Consider the following 16466-nt stretch of genomic DNA (forward strand, 5'->3'; position numbering starts at 1 on the left):
TTCTGACTAAAGACGGTCTGAGAGGGTACCCGCGGCCCAGGCATCGAGCAGCCGGCACATGTCCACGAACGAGGCAGAACGTCCTGAACGGATGAAGTGGCCACTGGCGCAGTTGCCGGCCAGCACGATGCCCGTGTCGTCGGCGCCCCGGAGGGCGGCGGCCACACAGCCGGCGCCGAAGTTGTCCCCTGCGCCGGTCGAGATCAGCGGATCGGCGCAGTAGGGACCCGGCACATACACTGTGCCCTGGGCGCTGGCGCAGGCGGCGCCATTGTTCGGGTGCACGATGACCCGGTCCACGTCGATGTGCGATCGCAGGTAGGCGGTCAACTCGGCCACAGTGGCGGCGTCCTTGTGGCCCTGATAGGCGCCGCCGAAAACCTCGGCCATCTGCCAGGCTTCCTTGAGGTTGAAGCTCAGGATCGTTTCGCACTGGCGCGTGATCGGTCCGAGGCGGCCAAGCAGTTCCTCGCGGTCCGCGAACGGACGGCTTTCGAACTCAGCCAGATCCATGAAATAGAGGACCTTCTTGGGGGCCACACCCAGCGACCCTAGGCGGGTCGCCAGATTGCTCCAGATGACGCCGGCATGCGGCAGCTTGCCCCAGTTGACGGCGCTGATGAAACGGGCCGACTTCAGTTCCGCATCCAGGGCGTCCGCCCCGATGCAGGAGAGCAGGCTCTCCCAGGTGACTTCGGCGCACGCCGACATGTCGTTCAGCATGACCTTGCCGTCGGTGTATTCCAGGCAGGTGGTTTGGGCGGCCCGCCCCAGCGTGTAGAGTTTCCTGGTCTTGGCCCCGAGCGCGGCCTGGAAGATCGGCAAAACCTCCGGATGCCCTAAGGCGCCGATATAGGTCACGTCGATATTTCCGGCGAAAATGTCGTTGAGCGCGGCCGCAAAGAGCGGGCCGTTGCCGCCGAATTTGTCTCCGAGGTGGCGGGCGGGATAGGACGCGGCGACCCCTGCGGCCGCCGCCACTTTCGCGCCGAATTCAGCCATGGAAGGGGGCGATTGGAGGCGGACAAAGGTGTCAATGAAACCGTCAAACCCGCACAGGCCGGAAAACCGCTCCGGGGCGGCCGCGCGCAGACCCGCCTTGAATCCGGCAACGACCGGGGCGAGCGACTGAATGTCAGGATATAGGGTGTTGCTCATGAGGAGAGTTCTTTGCGTCCGACGCGGTGGCCGATCGCCCCGTAAAAGGCAACGTAGGCATAGCCGAGCAGAGGAATGAGGAACGAAACGTGGAGGCTGAGCTGGTCTGCCACCCAACCCTGCACCGGAGGCAAAATGGCTCCACCCAAAATCGCCATCACCAGGAGTGAGGAGGCCTGGCTTTTGTGATGGCCGATGCCCTCGATCGCGAGGGAGAAGGTGTTCGACCAGCCGATGGAGCTGAACAAACCCACCGCAACGACACACCATAACGCGAGCTTGCCTCCGACCAAAATGGCGATGCCAAGCAGGCACACCGCGGTCAGCGCGAAGATCGTCAGCGTGCGGTCCGCCAGGGACTTGCCCAAACGGAACAGCACCCAGCACAGGCCGATGAAAGGCAGGTAGTTTCGGAAAACCGCCCAATCGCTGAGAAACCGCTGACTCCAAAACGAGGCAAAGTCGCCGAAGGAGTGGCTCTGCAGGTAGTCGATCGGGCAACTCTTGGCCGCCCAGAGAAAGAGAAACGCCGCCAACGGGATGACGACCATGAGCACGTGTTTGCGGACCCTTGCAATCTCGCTGAGCTCAACGGCGCCCATAAAGCGACCGATCATCAGGCCGCCCCAGAAGATCGCCACATACTTGCTGGCCTCGATCTCGGTGAGGCCCGCGATCTCCGGCAGAGCCAGATAACTGATGATCGCACTGCCCACCGCCACCTCGGCACCGACGTAGGCGAAGATCGCCAGAATGCCGAGTTTGACGTGCGGGTAGCGCAGCGCGCCGCTGCCTTTCTCAATTTTGCCTTCCCCGATATGGGGCAGCTTGATGAAGAAGAAAACCACCGCCAGCACGATGAAGACGATGCAGAACCCCAGGTAGGGGAGTTTGACGGATTCTGCTCCGTGCGCGCCGGTCTTGGCGAAGTATTCAAAGATGAGGTAACCACCGATCAGCGGGCCCGTGGTGGTACCGAAGGAGTTGAAGCCTTGGGCGAGATTCAACCGGCTGGAAGCGGTTTTCTCCGCACCGAGAATCGTCACATAGGGGTTCGCGGCGATCTGCAGCATGGCGAAACCGAGACCGACGACAAAGAGCGCGCACAGAAACAGCGGATAGGATGACAACGAGGCGGCGGGCCAGAACAGGGCGCTGCCCGTCGCGGAAATCAGGAGGCCGAGTACGACACCGTTCTTGTAGCCGATTCGCGCGATCGGATCGCCCTTGAGCATCGAAACGACGAAGTAGATCAGCGCGCCGACAAAATAGGCGCCGAAGAACGCAAACTGGACGAGCATCGCGCGAAAGTAATCCAGCGTGAAGGCCTCCTTGAAGCGCGGGATCAGGATGTCGTTGAACACTGTCATGAAGCCCCAGAGGAAGAAGAGGCTCGTCATGATGGCGAAGGCGCCACGGGAAGCGCTGCCGTTGCCGTTGGCTTGGGACGTGGACTGAGTGGAGGGTAGAGTTGCGGCCATGGAGAAAGGGCGTGGAGGTTACTTGATCGAGACGGGATCGAGGGTCAGGCGCGAGGGAGGCAGATCCGCGTCGCGGGTGCCGAGCACCTGGTTGGGTTTCGTGCTCATTTCGAGGTCGAGCCGGCCGCCCTGCGTGAGTTCATCGTGCGTGAACCAGATTTTGGTCCGTGCCTGGTTGTTGAGTTTCACGGAGTCGATGTATTTGTGGTCTCGCGACGTGTTCCGGGCCGTGAGGGTGAACGTCTTGCCGTCGGGCAGTTTGATATCAACCCGGTCGAAAACCGGGCTGCCGAGGACATAGACGGGCACTCCCGAGGTCACGGGATAGAAGCCCATCATGGACATGACCACGAAGGCGCTCATGCCGCCGCCATCCTCGTCACCGGGGATGCCGTGAATCTGGTCGGGATAGAAAGCCTCGAGGAGCTGGCGGATGCGCTTCTGGGTTTTCCAGGGCGAGCCGAGATAATTGTAGAGGTAGGGGATGTGGAACGAGGGTTCGTTCGCCATGGTGAACTGGCCGACCAGGCCGGTGGAGTCGGGGAACGTGGCGAAATACTCGAATTTCGAGCGGCCAAGGCTGTCGCGGAAGGTGTTGTCCAGTTTCGCCTCGGCGGCTTTCACTCCGCCCATGGAAGCGACGAGCCCTTCGAAGTCGTGGCGCGGAAGCCAGTTGTAGGTGTAGGCGTTGTTTTCGGTGAAGAAGAGACGACCGCCCTGGCCGCCGGAGAACTTCGGATCAAAGGGCTCGATCCAGTCGCCCTTCGCGTCCTTGGGCCACATGAAGCCGTGGTCGGCGCGGAAGACGTTTTTCCACCAGCTGCCCCGCTGGGTGAGCAGATCCGCATCGTCCTTTTTGCCGATCGCGCGGGCGAGCTGCGCCAGGCACCAGTCGGCAAAGGCGTGTTCTAGGGTGACCGAGACGGATTGCCGCCGTTCGAAGGAGTGCACTTCGGGCACCGTTTCCGTTTCGTCGGGGCGGATGGCGGGCATGAATCCGTTTTCCGCGTGGAAAACATCCAGGCTGGAGCGCGGTCCGTTGCGCCAGGGCAGCAGCGTTCCCTCCAGGGCATTTTTGCGCAGTCCTTCATAGGCCGCCTGCACATCGTAATCGCGAATGCCCTTGGCCCAGGAGTCGGCGATCCAGGCCGAAGCGTGGTTGCCGGTCATGCAGGGATGATCGCCGTAGAGCACGGCAAACGACGGCATCCAACCGGATTGTTGATACATGCGGACGTAGGACGCGATCTTGTCGGCCTGCATCTTCGGGTTGAGGATGGCGTGCAGGGGCTCGAGGGCCAGGTAGGTATCCCAAATCCAATTATCCACGTAGAAGGGGCGGGTATCGTCGTGGACCTGGTGATCGTAGGCGCTGTAGTAGCGGCCGTCCTCCGAGATGTTGATCATGCGCTCATGGGAACGGTAGAGCGCGGTGTAGAAGGTGCGTTTCTGCGCGTCGGTGCCGCCGGTCACCTGGATTTTTCCCAGCGTGTCGTTCCAGCGGGTGCGCGCGGTCCGGGCCACGGCATCGAGGTCCCACGTTTTCATTTCGCGGGCCAGGTTCTTTCTGGCCTGCTCGTGGCTGATGAACGAGATCGCGTAGCGGAACTGGACGGCCCGGGCCGTGGCGGCCACGGGCGAGGCGGCGAGGCGGCCCGTGTTTTCCTTCACGCTGCTCGCGGTCACGGTCATCGGTTGGTCGAACTCGCCGTAGAGGTAGGCCTGCATGCCGTGGAAGCGCTCGATGCCGGTGACGCTTTGTGGGCCGGCGACGGCCATTTCGCCTTCCTTGCGAGTGGCGAGCAGGACGACGGGGGCCCGGTCGCGTGCGGTGAAGCGGAATAGGCCGGTGCGTTCGCCCGGAGCGAACTCCAGCTTGAGCGCCGGCTCCTCAAGCCAGACGGAGTAGTGGTAGGGCGTCGGCTTTTCGTGGTCGTAGGTGATCGGGGTGGTCCAGCTCTTCGCGTCGATGGCCCCCGTCGTGGCCTGCAGGGTGAAAATCTCGCCGAGACGATGGGAGATCATGGTCAGCGGGAAACCGTTGATCTGGTCGTCGAGGAAATCGTCACGCAACGGATGCACCCGGATCATGGAATTGGGCAGGTGCGCGGTGGGCCGGGTTGGCACGAGGAGGATGCCGACGTTGCCGATGGTGGGATCGACGTATTCGACCTGCGCCAGCGCGGTCGAGGCCAGGGCGAGGACGGAGAGGAACAGCTTGAGTTTCATGCTTTGAGTTTTTCCGTGGGGTGAGGGGAGGGACGAGGCATCAGGGGTAGCGCGGGAGTTCGGCAAAAAGGGCCTGCAATGAGGTCATGGTCTGGGCGTGAGCGGGATCGCGGGAGAGGTCGTGGTATTCGCCGGGGTCGGCCGTTTCGTCGTAGAGTTCGATGCCTTCGCGGCCACCATCCCACTCCGTGTAGCGCCAGCGCGCGGTGCGCACGCTGCGGCCCACGAGGGTGCCGCGAGTCACCAGGCTGAAGGCGGCGGCTTTGCCCGGGCCGGCGGGATTTTCCAGAAGCGGGCGAAGCGACGTACCCGCGAGGGCCTGCACGGGAGAGATGCCGCAATAGTCCAGAATCGTCGGATAGAGGTCGACCAGCTCGGTCAGGCCCCGAGTGGTGGATCCTTGGGATACACCGGGGCCGGCCATGATCAGGGGCACCCGGCAGCTGGGCTCGAAGAGGGTCACTTTGTTCCACCACTCGCGTTCGCCCAGGTGAAAGCCGTTGTCGCCGATGAAAATCACGAGCGTGCGGTCGCGCAGTCCGCGGCGGTCGAGCGCGTCCAGGACCCGGCCGACCTGGGCGTCCATGAACGACGTGCAGGCGTAGTAGGCTCGCAAATACTCCCGCCGCTCCTGGTCGGTGAATTGCTTGAACACCTCGTGCATCTCCGGGGCGAAAGCCAGCTTCGGCGCAGCCGTCAGGCCCGGCGGATCGATGTGCGGCGTGAGCGAGGCGAGCGGGTAGAGGTCGAAATACTGTTGCGGGGCGAAGAACGGATCGTGGGGCCGGTGAAAACCGGCCGCGATGAACCACGGTTTTTCCCCTGCACGATCGATGGCCGCGATGGCGGCGCTGGCGGTCAGGTAGTCGGGCTGGTTCTCGCCTTCGCCGACGGTGATGCCCCATTCGCACCACTTGAGCTTGTCGCCTGTCAAATTGCGGTGGGCGGTGAAAGCGGGCCGGTCATCAATGCCAACGGCTTCATGGGCCTCGTCCCACGAGTGCGCAGCATCGAGCCACTTCTGGCGATCGCCGGCACTGTGGAACACCTTGCCGTAGCCTGCGGTATACCAGCCCGCCTGGCGCAGCGCCTGTGGCAGTGTCACGACGTCCGGGATCACATCGCGAAAGAAGGTTCCGTTACCCATTATGCGGGTCTGCTCCGGCCGCCAGCCGGTCATGAAGGAAGTCCGGCTGGGGCCGCAGACTGGATACTGCACGTAGGTACGGTCGAATCTCTGTCCGCGTCGGGCCAGGGCGTCGATATGCGGCGTCTTTACGGTGAGATGGCCGTAGCAGCCGAGCGCATCACGCAGATCGTCGGCGACGATCAGCAGCACATTCATGGGCGGTGGTGACGCGGCCGAAGCCAGTGCCCCGAGAGAGAAACCTAAAACGGTGACGAAAAATCTCACGGAGGGGAGAACGAGGCCGATGGGCTTGGGTTGCGGCATGGTAACGTGGCCATTTAGTGTCAACCGAAGGGGGCGTTTGGTTTGTTGTGGCGGGAGGAAGCCGTCTGGGGAGGCATGGCAGGCCGGGTGGGCAGTGTCAGGCGAGCCCGAGGAGGCCGGCTGGCAAGTAGTCCCAATCATCCACTATTTTGGTCGCATTGCGCATCCCATGTTAGGGGGATGGGCAGAGATTAACCGAGCCGCTATGATCGGGGTGCTGTCATGCGCCTCGCCCAAGAATTTAGGCTCGGAACCAACGTCCTGATGAGGACGATGGGAGTTGTGCGCGCACCCTTTCCCTCAACGGCGTTGTTGGCCTTGGCCTTCTTGGCCGGCGGAACGTTGCCCCGGCTGCATGCCGTGGATGAAAAGGTCCGTTACTCAGCCAAGCCGGTGATCACGGAAATCGTGGTTGGCGGGCGGGCGGTCCCGGTGAAGAGCTCCCCACAAGCGGACGGCATCGGCGAGGTAAGCTATGAGGGCATTTCGCTGCTCCGGGGGGAGTTTCCACTCAACCTCGCCCTGGACACCGCGGCCCCGGGTAAACCTCCCATCGTGCGCCTGCGCACCCGCCTAGAAGGATGGGAGAGCGAATGGCGCGACCATGAGAGCCAGATGTATCTCGTGCTGCGTTTTATCGATGAGAACAACCGTGCCGTCAGCAGCGAGTCGTTCATACGTCAGGGCCACAGCCCGGGCTGGGGCGGCCTGCCCCAAAATTCCCGCTGGCACAGTCAGGTGAACGAAGTCGAAGTGCCGGAACGATCCCACCGGGTCCAGATTCTGCTGGTTTCCGGCGGCACGCCGCGCACGACCGGCTTCTGGGCCGTGCGCCGCCTGCGCCTGTCAGTCCGCTCGGCGGACAATGAGGCGCCAACCGGAATCCAGCTCTATCAGCTTGAATCCCTGAGCGGACTGGGTCTCGACTCCCCCCGGGGGAATCCCAATGGATGGTTGCGCGATGGCACCGGACTCGACATCCCGATCCTGTATTCTCGCCTTGAAGACGACGGCCCTGCCGAGCCCGTGCTCGCGCTGCTTGATACCAGCCCGGACAACACGGGAGGCTGGTTGCAGATGGTCCCCGCCGCCGCGCGGATCGTGCCCGGTCAGCACCTGCGACTGGAGGTCGAGGAAAAGTACAGTATTGGTCGCGGTCGCGATGCTGATGTCAGCTTTCTCTCGCTCCCCGTGGGAGACTACGTCTTTCGCGCCTGGGCCACCGACGAGTTGGGGCGCCCCACGGGGCCTTCCCTGCGGGTGCCCGTGGTGGTGAGGCCGCCCTTCTATGCCACGGCCTGGTTTCGGATGTTCGGCGCCGTATTTTTGACCGCGGCTCTGTTGGCTGCGGTGCGGTATCTGTCTTGGCGCAAGATGCAGGAGCAGATGCGGCTACTGGAGCAACGCCGGGCCGTTGAGGAAGAGCGGACCCGTCTCGCCCGCGATCTGCATGACGAAATGGGGTCCCGGTTCACACAAATTTCCCTGCTGGCCGGACGCGCGCTGATCTCCGCTCCCGCCGATCAGGCAGTGCGCGAGCCCATTCGCAGCATCAATGGGGCCGTGAAAGAACTGGCTTCTGCCTTGGAGGAGATTGTCTGGGCCGCCAACCCGAAGCACGATACGCTTGAGGGGTTCGGCAACTATCTCGCCCAATACACCGGTGCCGTAGTCCGGGATGCCGACCTGCGGTGCCGGCTGGACATTCCCACAGCGCTGCCCGAACACAGCCTGCCCAGTGGTTTCCGGCATCGACTGATGATGGCCGTGAAAGAGGCGCTGAACAATACCCTAAAGCATGCGCACGCCACCGAGGTATCCGTGCAGCTCGAACTCGATGGCTCCCGGTTGCTGGTGACGGTGTCCGACAACGGCAAGGGTTTTGATCCCGGGACGGTGAAACGTGGCAATGGCCTCGATCATTTGGAACGGCGTATGGTGGAAATTTGCGGGACCTGCGAAATTGAATCGCGGCAAGCCGGAGGCACTCGCATCCACCTGGCCGTGCCCTTGCCTAAGAGTGCTTTATGAGAACCGGTGTAGTCATTGTGGAGGACGACAGTGCGGTGCGGGAAAATCTCGCAGCGTTGATCAACATGGACGAACGGCTGCGGCTGCTCGGCTCCTTCGGTTCGGCGGAGGTCGCGTTGCGTGAGATCCCGGCGCTGCAGCCGAAGCTCGCGGTGATGGACATCAATCTGCCGCGCCTGAACGGTATCGAGTGTGTGGCGCGGCTTAAGCTTATCGTGCCGTCTCTGCTCGTGCTCATGCTCACGGTTTACGAGGACGACGACAGTGTATTCCGGGCCCTGAAGGCGGGAGCCAACGGCTATCTGGTCAAGCGGGACGCGGCGGAAAAGCTCTTGAGCGCTCTTCAAGACGTCCAGCAAGGCGGCGCACCGATGTCCGCGCACATCGCCCGTCAGGTCGTGCAGTTTTTTCATCGGAGCGCGGCCCCGGCAGCGGAGTCCGAACGGCTCTCCCCTCGTGAGACCGAGATTCTCAATCTGCTCGTACGGGGTTTGATTCTGAAGGAAGTGGCGGACCAACTCGGCATAGGTCTGGAAACGGTGCGGACGCACGTGAACCACATCTATCTTAAGCTGCATGTGCGCAGCCGCGCCGAGGCGATCGTGAAATACCTTCGCCAGCACCCGGAGTAAATTTTCTGCATGCACCACAAATCCATCATCAACTCGGCCTTGTTCACCTGCGCACTGTCTCTGGTGTGCCAGGCCCAAACCCCGGTTCCGCTTTTCAACGGCCGCGACCTCTCAGGCTGGGTGCAGCGCGGAGGCAAGGCGACCTATGCCATCGAGGGCAACGAAATCGTTGGCACATCGGTGCTCGATACCGGGAACACTTTTCTCTGCACGGCCCAGAACTACGGCGACTTCATCTTGGAATACGAATTCAAGGTGGACCCGAAGTTGAACTCCGGCGTGCAGATTCGCAGCGAGGTCTTCGACGAGGCGAAGACCGTCGAGTGGCAGGGACGCACGATCCAGATCCCCGCCAAGCGGGTGCATGGCTACCAGATCGAGATCGATCCGGACGTGAAGCGGCAGAGAATGTGGAGCGCGGGCATCTTCGACGAGGCCCGGCGGGCTTGGCTCGTGCCCGACGACGGCCAGACCGGCCCGAACGGCCGCGCCTTCAGCGAACGGGGGCGGAAGATTTTCAAGCCGAACGACTGGAATCATGTCCGCGTCGAGGCGGTCGGCGATTCCATCAGTACCTGGCTCAACGGCACGCCCTGCGCCGAGTTGAAGGACTCCATGACTTCGCACGGCTTTATTGCGCTGCAAGTGCACGGTATCGGCAAGGACGTGGAGAAGAACGGTACCCAGGTGCGCTGGCGAAATCTGACGATCACGGAAGTCAAGGCTCCGGCGAAATCCGCGGCAAACACGCTTACCCCCGAGGAAATAGCCGCGGGTTGGCGCCTGCTCTGGGACGGACAGACCACCACGGGCTGGCGCAGCGCCAAGGGGGAGGAGTTTCCCGCCCATGGCTGGTTGATCCAAGATGGCCAGTTGAACGTGCTCGACAGCGGTGGGAAGGAAGCCGTCGGTGGCGGCGACATCATCACGCGCGAGACTTTCACGGAGTTTGAGCTGCTGGTCGACTTCAAGCTCACCCCGGGTGCGAACAGCGGCATCAAGTATTTCGTCCAACCCGGCTTGGCCGCCATCACCGCCACCGGCGCGAAAGCCGCGGTCGGCTCGGCCATCGGGCTGGAGTTCCAGATCCTGGATGATGCATTGCACCCCGACGCCAAGCTCGGCCGCGACGGCAACCGCACCGTCAGCTCCCTCTACGACCTTATCCCCGCATCCGCCAGCAAGCAACCAAACGCCATCGGCGAGTGGAACACCGCCCGCGTTTTGGTCCGGGGCAACCACGTCGAGCATTGGCTCAATGACACCAAGGTGGTGGAGTACGAGCGTGATTCCCCGGCGTTCCGCGCCGCCGTGGCGGCGAGCAAGTACAAGAACATTCCCGGCTTCGGCGAATGGCCGAGTGGCCATATCCTGTTGCAGGAGCACGGCGACGCCGTGTCGTTCCGCAACGTCAAGGTCCGCGCCATCGTCGGGCCCTGATTTTTCCACGGCACCCCGTTAGAATATCATCAGGAAAGTGCCCGGATTGCACCGGGCCAGACGGTGCTGGCTGATCTGCTCCTTGCGGTCTTTGGCGCGATCTCCCCGGTCTGCGCAGTACCATCGCACAGATCAGGTGCGCTCAGTCGCATTGCGTGGCAAGGGGACCGGGCCATGCATTTCAGATGGATGGTTTGCCAGGCCTTATTGGAATTGAGCCACATTCATCACGTCGCGGCTGAGCTCCGGAATATCGTTTTCGCAGTTGCACTCGTCCCCTAAGGAATACCTATTTCGCGCAGTATAATCCCTTTCATGCGCGTTAACAAGCAGCGCTTCCGCCGGCCTCAGGCTGGCAATGACGGCACCCGGATCCGCCCGGTTTTCGAGGATTTCCACCTGCTGAGCATGGAGGGTGATTACGAGTACCCGCGGCACCAGCACACCAACTACGAGGTGATCCTGGTCGAACGCGGACCTTATCGTTGTGAGCTCAATGGAGAGCAGCTCACGCTGGTGGATGGTCAGGTGCTTGTGATCAAGCCGGGGGATTGGCATCAGGACCACCTGTGCGACGGGCAGCGTCACTACGTTTTGCATTTTCGCCTGACGGGAATGCTCCAGGGGGAGGCTGCCCGTTCGCTGTTTCGGGATGATACTCACCCAGCGGGCCAGATTTGCACGGGCAATTATTTGCGGGATACCTTTTTCATGCGGGAACTCCGCAGGGAGGCGCAACAGAAGGCCCCGCATTCAGCGGCTGTGCAAGACAGCCTGCTAGAGGCACTATTTTGGCGTCTTGTGCGCGGGTTGCCTGAGTCGAGCCTGAGCGAGACAATTCGCTGCCTTCCTCACGCCGAGGCCCGACGAGAGGCGATCAAGGTGGTGTTTGATCGTCACCTCCGAACGAATCCCACGGTGGCAGATCTCGCTGTCGAGGCCAAGATGAGCCCTCGCCATTTGACGTCGTTTTGCCGGAATAATTTTGGGGCCGGTCCGGCTCGGTATCTTCTGCAGTTAAAACTTCGTCGGGCGCAGGAGATGTTGCGTTACCGTGGACAGCGGGTGAAAGAGGTCAGTGACGCGCTTGGCTTCGCCAATCCTTATCATTTCTCGCGTGTTTACCGACGCTATTTCGGGCATCCGCCCTCGCGGGCGTTGTAGTGAAAAAACAGCGTTCCGATCAGACCGGCAACAAGGCTGAATGGCAGCGATAGTCGCATCGAAACTTGGGGCATTTGCCAATAATGCACCGACCCGAGATCGCAAAACCATCGGGCGGTTGTTTTATCGTCACTCAATCAAGCGCAGGGTCACCCGGGGGCATGGAATCTAATCCCCCCACCGGGAGGGGATCGCTACGAACGATAGTGACGATTTGCGAATGTAACAAGTTTCAGCCGCTTGAATTCCGAAACTCTGAAATCTGTTTCAGTCAGTCGTAGGAGGGTGGAGTATGAGATGCCACAGTGCTCGGCGATGGACTTCATCGTCAGCGCAGGTGGGAGTGCCTTCTTGGTCACCTGCGGGCCATGAGGCACGGTCCGGTGATAATTCGAATAAGGATACTTCCACGCCAGCGCTGCGCGTCGTTTCATCCATAGGTCGAAGGCTTGGATCACCTGCCGGCGGGTAATCTTGGTCGTTTATCTCATAGGAGGTTAGGGCCCGATCATTGGGGACCGAAAATTCGCTGTCTAGATGCCTGCGCGCAATCGGAACGAGATCCGACCACTCATGGATTAGCGGACCGCATAGAGAGCTTAAGCTGGTCCTCTCCGGGCTGGGCCGTAAAGCCATCTCAATACTGGCGCCAGGTATTGATTAACCAGGCAAAACGCTGGTGGTGAAGATTTAGAGAACAAAGCGGTGGACTGCGCGGAGCACGCCTAAGGAGCCGCTATCTCTTTGCATGACTAAAATCACCCTGAACTCGAACTACACCGCGCGCAAAGCCCTGCGCTGAGCGATTGGCGCAGCGGCGTCGCAGTCTCCTAACCATGAAAACCAAACTGACTAGCCTGAACCAGATCAGTCACGTCGCACTCGCCATCAAGACGGTGCCTCGCTTCGCGCTCTGCGACTACGAACCGCAAGCGCAGGACAACATCAACCGCCTGATCGCTCAGGCGCGGTCCAAGTTCCCGGGCCTGACCTACGAGCAGTATGCCTCCCTGAATCCGGATTTCGGGCGCATCATCTGCATTTCCGTCGGGTATATCGTTGAGAATGCGGATGGCGATCCGGTGATGCGCCTGAAGTCCTACACCGGCAGCGAGGAGGAGCAGTTGACGGAGTTCAACCGCCATCTCGCCAACTACGGCAACACCTTCGTTCACGCAAAGGGACGCTCGTTCGATGTTCCCTTCATTCTCGCGCGCATGAGCGCGCAGGAGATGCACTGTGCCAACAAGAATTTCGCCGCGCAGCATCGCCCGAATGGTTACCCGCACCTCGACCTGACGGAATACCACGCCGACCACGGTCCTGGCGGTCGCCTGCCCCTCAGCCTTGTCGCTTCCATGGCCGGCGTGGCCTCGCCCGGGTTCGATTTCAATGGCCAGAAACTCTGGGCGGCCTTTCACGGTGGCGAACACCGTCTGATTGCCCGCCATTGCGAATGGAGTGTGGCGACCACCTTGAACCTCTTGCGGATTCTCGTCGGTAACTACGAACCCATCCCCTGTGAGCGCTACTACTCGGTGGAGGTTGATGGCGAGTGCGGCCATCTTGCGGCGGCCGACGCCAACGGTTGTTGCCCCTCTGTGTGGGATGATCGCCCGCAGTTCTTCGTGCCCTCGGATCGCATCCCGCCCATCCGGCCTGAACGATTCGCTTCGTGAGGCGCCCTATCAGCCGAATCGGTCGATGTAGCCTCATAGATGACCCCGCGCTAAATCAGGGTATCAGCAAGATGATACCATAGAAGGCTTTCCGTGTTTTATACAGACGAATGGTCATCACACCCGGCGGCGCGCAGCGCGGCCTCTCCCGCGAAGTGCTCAATTCATTGTTAGTATATGCACCGGCCCACACCGCCAATTTTCATGCTCACTCCCGCAAACCTATCCATCGCCTGGCGTTCACCGTCGCGCGCCAGTCAGTCCGATCGGTCCGCATAGCATACTAACACCATCCACCGCTTCTCACCTCGCTCAATCCATCTCCCCTCCACCCTAATAATGGAAGGTCAGTCCCAGAATCCTGTCGCCCATGGCACCCCCTCTTCCCCGGCAAACGGTGAGGCGGTGGACCATGGCGCTGCGAACGATGGGGCCGCCGGATCGGCGCAGACAACATCGCCAACCTCTGCGGGAGCGGATCAGCGGACGTGGCGCAAGGGGCAAGGATCCGGGCACCGCGATCAAGACACTGGTATCGCGACCGCCGTCCCGGCTGGGTTTGATCGGGTTTGTGCCTTACTAGCCGAGGCCGTCATCGGAATGATGGCCGGCACCCTGCCTTCATCGACGGGTCAAGGTTCCCTGTCCTGTGCCCCGACTCAGGGCGATTCAAAGCATACCACAGACAGCGGGGCCACGCTCTCTACCATCAGCCTCGATGACCAGATCATCGAGGAATTGCGCGAATGCGGGAGCACGTCTCCCGCCGCGTTGCGCGCGAAGCTCGGTCTTCAGCGCACTCCCTGCACCAAGGCGCTGAATCGCCTGGTCGCCAAGGGCATGCTTATTAGCCAAGGTAGCACTCGGGACCGGGTCTACCGGCTGGTCCAGTCCAGTCAACCCGCAGCCGCATGAGCTCCTTCGCCAGCAAACTCGGCGCCCTAAAGAAGGACGAGCTTCCTGAAGGGGCCGTTGCGATTGGCGCCCGAGTCTCAACCGAGGAGATGGCCAAGGGTGACTCCATTGAGAACCAAATCGAAGCCTGCCGGAATTTTTGCGCCGCCCATCCAGACGTTTTCGGCGAACGGGAATTCAGGATTTACCAGGATCCCGGGCACACGGGGACTACTTTTGATCGCCCGGGTATCAACGGGCTGCGGGCGGACAAGGCAACGGTCAAGATTGCCTGTTACTTGGTGCGCGACTTGAAGCGCTTGGGGCGGAACGCGAAGGAGGGATTGGAATTCCTCGATGAAATGACCGCGGCCAACATCCAGATCATCGACATCGGTCAGCCTGCAATCGATTACAGGACGACCAAGGGACGGAAGATTTACACCGACACCATGTCCGGCGCTGAGGCCGAGTGCGGCATCTACCGGGACAGCTCAATTCAAGGCCAGACCAAGCGGGCGCAAAATGGCCAGTGGAAGGGTGGTGATCCACCCTATCCCTTTGATTTGGAGAACGGCTTTCTTTTGCCGGTGAGGGGATCGGCCACAGAGTTGCTCCAGAAAATGGCGACCCTTTACGAGAAGCATAAGTCTGATCTCGGGGTTCTCAAGGAGCTGAACAAGGAGGGGATCCAATTCGCGCCCGACATTCAACGGGTGTGTTACGACCGTGATCGCGCCCAACGCAGGTTCGTTTCCCGTCGTCCTCAAAATGTCGGCAAACCGCGGCTGATCACCCTGCGCTGGATCTCGCATGCGCTGCGCAATCCGATAATGGCCGGCTATGTGCCCGCACCTCGCGCGGTCAATGATCTGACCGCCGGCTTCAAGCCTGATCTGGTGCTCGCAAATGGTCGCCGGTATTTCATGTGGGAGCCTCAGGCCATAATTCCTCTGCCTCAGTGGCAAAAGCTCCAAGCTATTCGACAAGCCCAAGCCAGGACCAATTTCCGGGTGGGGCGTGAGTCCACAAACTACCTGCTGCAGCAGTTGTTGGAGTGCGGTTGTTGCAAGTTGCCGATGCAAGTGGGGGCAGCAACCTCCGGAAGTGGCAAGACCATCCGGCACTATATCTGCGGTAGTATCAAGCAGCTGGGCTCGCTGTCGAAATGCTCGGTTCGTCGCTTGCCTGCTGAGGCGATGGAGACCGTGATCATGCGCTTCTTGAGCGACCTCCCCAAGCGCCCCGAAATCGTCCATGAGATCACGGCCCTCGCCACCAAGAACAAGGCGGGGCTGACCGAAGGACTGGAGGAGCGCGTTGCGCTCCTGGAGAAAGAGCACGCGAAGCTGGAGCGGTCCAAGAAGAATGCGCTCGACCGAATGCTGGAGTTTGAGGGCAAGAAGATCGGAACTGAAATGGAGCTCCGCTACAATGAGACGCAGGCGAAGCTCGAGTCCGTGATTCTAGATATGGCCGACCTGCACCGGAAACTCGAAGCCGCCCATGTTGGGGCACCCTCGGCACAGGTGGTCGCCAGCGCGCTGGCTGATTTCGGGAAACTGGCTGCTCAGCTTCCGGCGTCCGCCGTTAAGGAGCTGGTCCAATCGTTGGTTGCCGAAATCGTGGTTCATCGGCTCAAGCATCGCTCCATGCCGCAGTTCAGGCATTTGTCGACCAGCGCATCCATACTGAAGCTGGATATCACCCTGAACCCGTGTGGCCTCCATTTGATCAACTCCCCCAGCAAAGGCTCAACAATCACGAAACCCAAAGGGGGTAAGCCGAAACTGGTGCCCACGTCGCTGATCGTGGAGATCCGGCAGGCCGGATCGAAGGGCAACGTGGTCCGCCTGCTGGAGCCTTTTGCAACCGAAGCCGAGCTCTACGCCTTTCCTGCCAAGGACACCTCGGCGGAAGAAGTCGAACGGCAGCAGCATCCGCTCGGGCGCATGGAGACGATAGTCGAAATGAGGACCAATGGGATGCTCAAAAAGGAGATTGCGGCCAAATTCGGCAAGACGCCTCCGTGGGTTACTTATCACCTGCGCCTGCTCGGCCTGTTGCCCGGCATTCAGCAGAAGCTCAAGGAGGCTCCCGTTTCTGTGCTGCGCCACTTCGGGCTTGTTTCTCTGATGAATATGGCGGCCATGGACGCCAAACTGCAGGAATCCACTTTCGATGAAGCCTACCGGAAGGCCCTGCACACGGACACGACGGTAAAGCTGATCAAGTCGGACCCCGAGTCCCCGGCCGACGATATAGCGACCAACGCGTAGCGTTGATTCCGCTCGGCACGATGAGG

General features: G+C 61.2%; 11 protein-coding genes. 7 read left to right on the top strand and 4 right to left on the bottom strand.

Translation table 11 applies throughout. From position 1 onward, the window contains the following. Window positions 1–6: 6 nt before the first annotated feature. The 4 genes from ESB00_RS08720 to ESB00_RS08735 are packed head-to-tail and all read right to left on the bottom strand — an operon-like array spanning window position 7 to window position 6213. Complete coding sequence (locus ESB00_RS08720) at window positions 7–1158, bottom strand: PfkB family carbohydrate kinase (RefSeq protein WP_129047314.1); 1152 nt, start codon at window positions 1156–1158, stop codon at window positions 7–9. Continuing rightward, window positions 1155–2639, bottom strand: coding sequence for a sugar MFS transporter (locus ESB00_RS08725; protein WP_218938715.1), 1485 nt, complete (start codon window positions 2637–2639; stop codon window positions 1155–1157). The genes ESB00_RS08720 and ESB00_RS08725 overlap by 4 nt, the downstream gene beginning before the upstream one ends. A gap of 18 nt (window positions 2640–2657) precedes the next feature. Next, entirely contained in the window at window positions 2658–4868 is a 2211-nt protein-coding gene (locus ESB00_RS08730; protein WP_129047315.1) for a GH92 family glycosyl hydrolase, read from the bottom strand. Window positions 4869–4908: 40 nt separating this feature from the next. Beyond that, window positions 4909–6213, bottom strand: a complete 1305-nt coding sequence (locus ESB00_RS08735; protein ID WP_164976110.1) for a sulfatase — start codon at window positions 6211–6213, stop codon at window positions 4909–4911. Window positions 6214–6543: 330 nt separating this feature from the next. Between ESB00_RS08735 and ESB00_RS08740 the strand changes: the two genes are divergently transcribed. From ESB00_RS08740 to ESB00_RS08770, 7 genes are all read left to right on the top strand, one after another. After that, on the top strand, window positions 6544–8352 hold the full coding sequence (locus ESB00_RS08740) for a sensor histidine kinase (RefSeq protein ID WP_129047317.1): 1809 nt from the start codon (window positions 6544–6546) through the stop codon (window positions 8350–8352). Next, complete coding sequence (locus tag ESB00_RS08745; RefSeq protein ID WP_129047318.1) at window positions 8349–8984, top strand: response regulator; 636 nt, start codon at window positions 8349–8351, stop codon at window positions 8982–8984. The genes ESB00_RS08740 and ESB00_RS08745 overlap by 4 nt, the downstream gene beginning before the upstream one ends. A 9-nt stretch (window positions 8985–8993) precedes the next feature. Further along, window positions 8994–10424 carry a 3-keto-disaccharide hydrolase gene (locus ESB00_RS08750; RefSeq protein ID WP_129047319.1) on the top strand — a complete coding sequence of 477 codons (1431 nt, stop codon included), beginning with the start codon at window positions 8994–8996 and terminating at the stop codon, window positions 10422–10424. A 315-nt stretch (window positions 10425–10739) separates the two neighbouring features. Next, window positions 10740–11588 (top strand): helix-turn-helix transcriptional regulator, encoded by an 849-nt coding sequence (locus tag ESB00_RS08755; RefSeq protein WP_129047320.1) that lies wholly within the window; start codon window positions 10740–10742, stop codon window positions 11586–11588. 836 nt (window positions 11589–12424) lie between these two features. Continuing rightward, on the top strand, window positions 12425–13267 hold the full coding sequence (locus ESB00_RS08760; RefSeq protein WP_129047321.1) for a ribonuclease H-like domain-containing protein: 843 nt from the start codon (window positions 12425–12427) through the stop codon (window positions 13265–13267). A 603-nt stretch (window positions 13268–13870) separates the two neighbouring features. Beyond that, window positions 13871–14182: a winged helix-turn-helix domain-containing protein gene (locus tag ESB00_RS20235; protein WP_164976111.1), complete on the top strand. Its 312-nt coding sequence runs from the start codon at window positions 13871–13873 to the stop codon at window positions 14180–14182. Further along, complete coding sequence (locus ESB00_RS08770; protein WP_129047323.1) at window positions 14179–16440, top strand: recombinase family protein; 2262 nt, start codon at window positions 14179–14181, stop codon at window positions 16438–16440. The genes ESB00_RS20235 and ESB00_RS08770 overlap by 4 nt, the downstream gene beginning before the upstream one ends. Window positions 16441–16466: the final 26 nt, after the last annotated feature.

Origin of the sequence: Oleiharenicola lentus, from assembly GCF_004118375.1 — a bacterium.
GTDB classification, from domain to species: Bacteria; Verrucomicrobiota; Verrucomicrobiia; order Opitutales; family Opitutaceae; genus Lacunisphaera; species Lacunisphaera lenta.

Excerpts from the sequence above, each read along its gene's own strand:
- ESB00_RS08745 (WP_129047318.1), top strand. The coding sequence starts at position 8,349 with ATGAGAACCGGTGTAGTCATTGTGGAGGACGACAGTGCGGTGCGGGAA.
- ESB00_RS08760 (WP_129047321.1), top strand. The coding sequence starts at position 12,425 with ATGAAAACCAAACTGACTAGCCTGAACCAGATCAGTCACGTCGCACTC.
- ESB00_RS08735 (WP_164976110.1), bottom strand. The coding sequence starts at position 6,213 with ATGAATGTGCTGCTGATCGTCGCCGACGATCTGCGTGATGCGCTCGGC.
- ESB00_RS20235 (WP_164976111.1), top strand. The coding sequence starts at position 13,871 with ATGGCCGGCACCCTGCCTTCATCGACGGGTCAAGGTTCCCTGTCCTGT.
- ESB00_RS08740 (WP_129047317.1), top strand. The coding sequence starts at position 6,544 with ATGCGCCTCGCCCAAGAATTTAGGCTCGGAACCAACGTCCTGATGAGG.
- ESB00_RS08725 (WP_218938715.1), bottom strand. The coding sequence starts at position 2,639 with ATGGCCGCAACTCTACCCTCCACTCAGTCCACGTCCCAAGCCAACGGC.
- ESB00_RS08750 (WP_129047319.1), top strand. The coding sequence starts at position 8,994 with ATGCACCACAAATCCATCATCAACTCGGCCTTGTTCACCTGCGCACTG.
- ESB00_RS08720 (WP_129047314.1), bottom strand. The coding sequence starts at position 1,158 with ATGAGCAACACCCTATATCCTGACATTCAGTCGCTCGCCCCGGTCGTT.
- ESB00_RS08730 (WP_129047315.1), bottom strand. The coding sequence starts at position 4,868 with ATGAAACTCAAGCTGTTCCTCTCCGTCCTCGCCCTGGCCTCGACCGCG.
- ESB00_RS08770 (WP_129047323.1), top strand. The coding sequence starts at position 14,179 with ATGAGCTCCTTCGCCAGCAAACTCGGCGCCCTAAAGAAGGACGAGCTT.
- ESB00_RS08755 (WP_129047320.1), top strand. The coding sequence starts at position 10,740 with ATGCGCGTTAACAAGCAGCGCTTCCGCCGGCCTCAGGCTGGCAATGAC.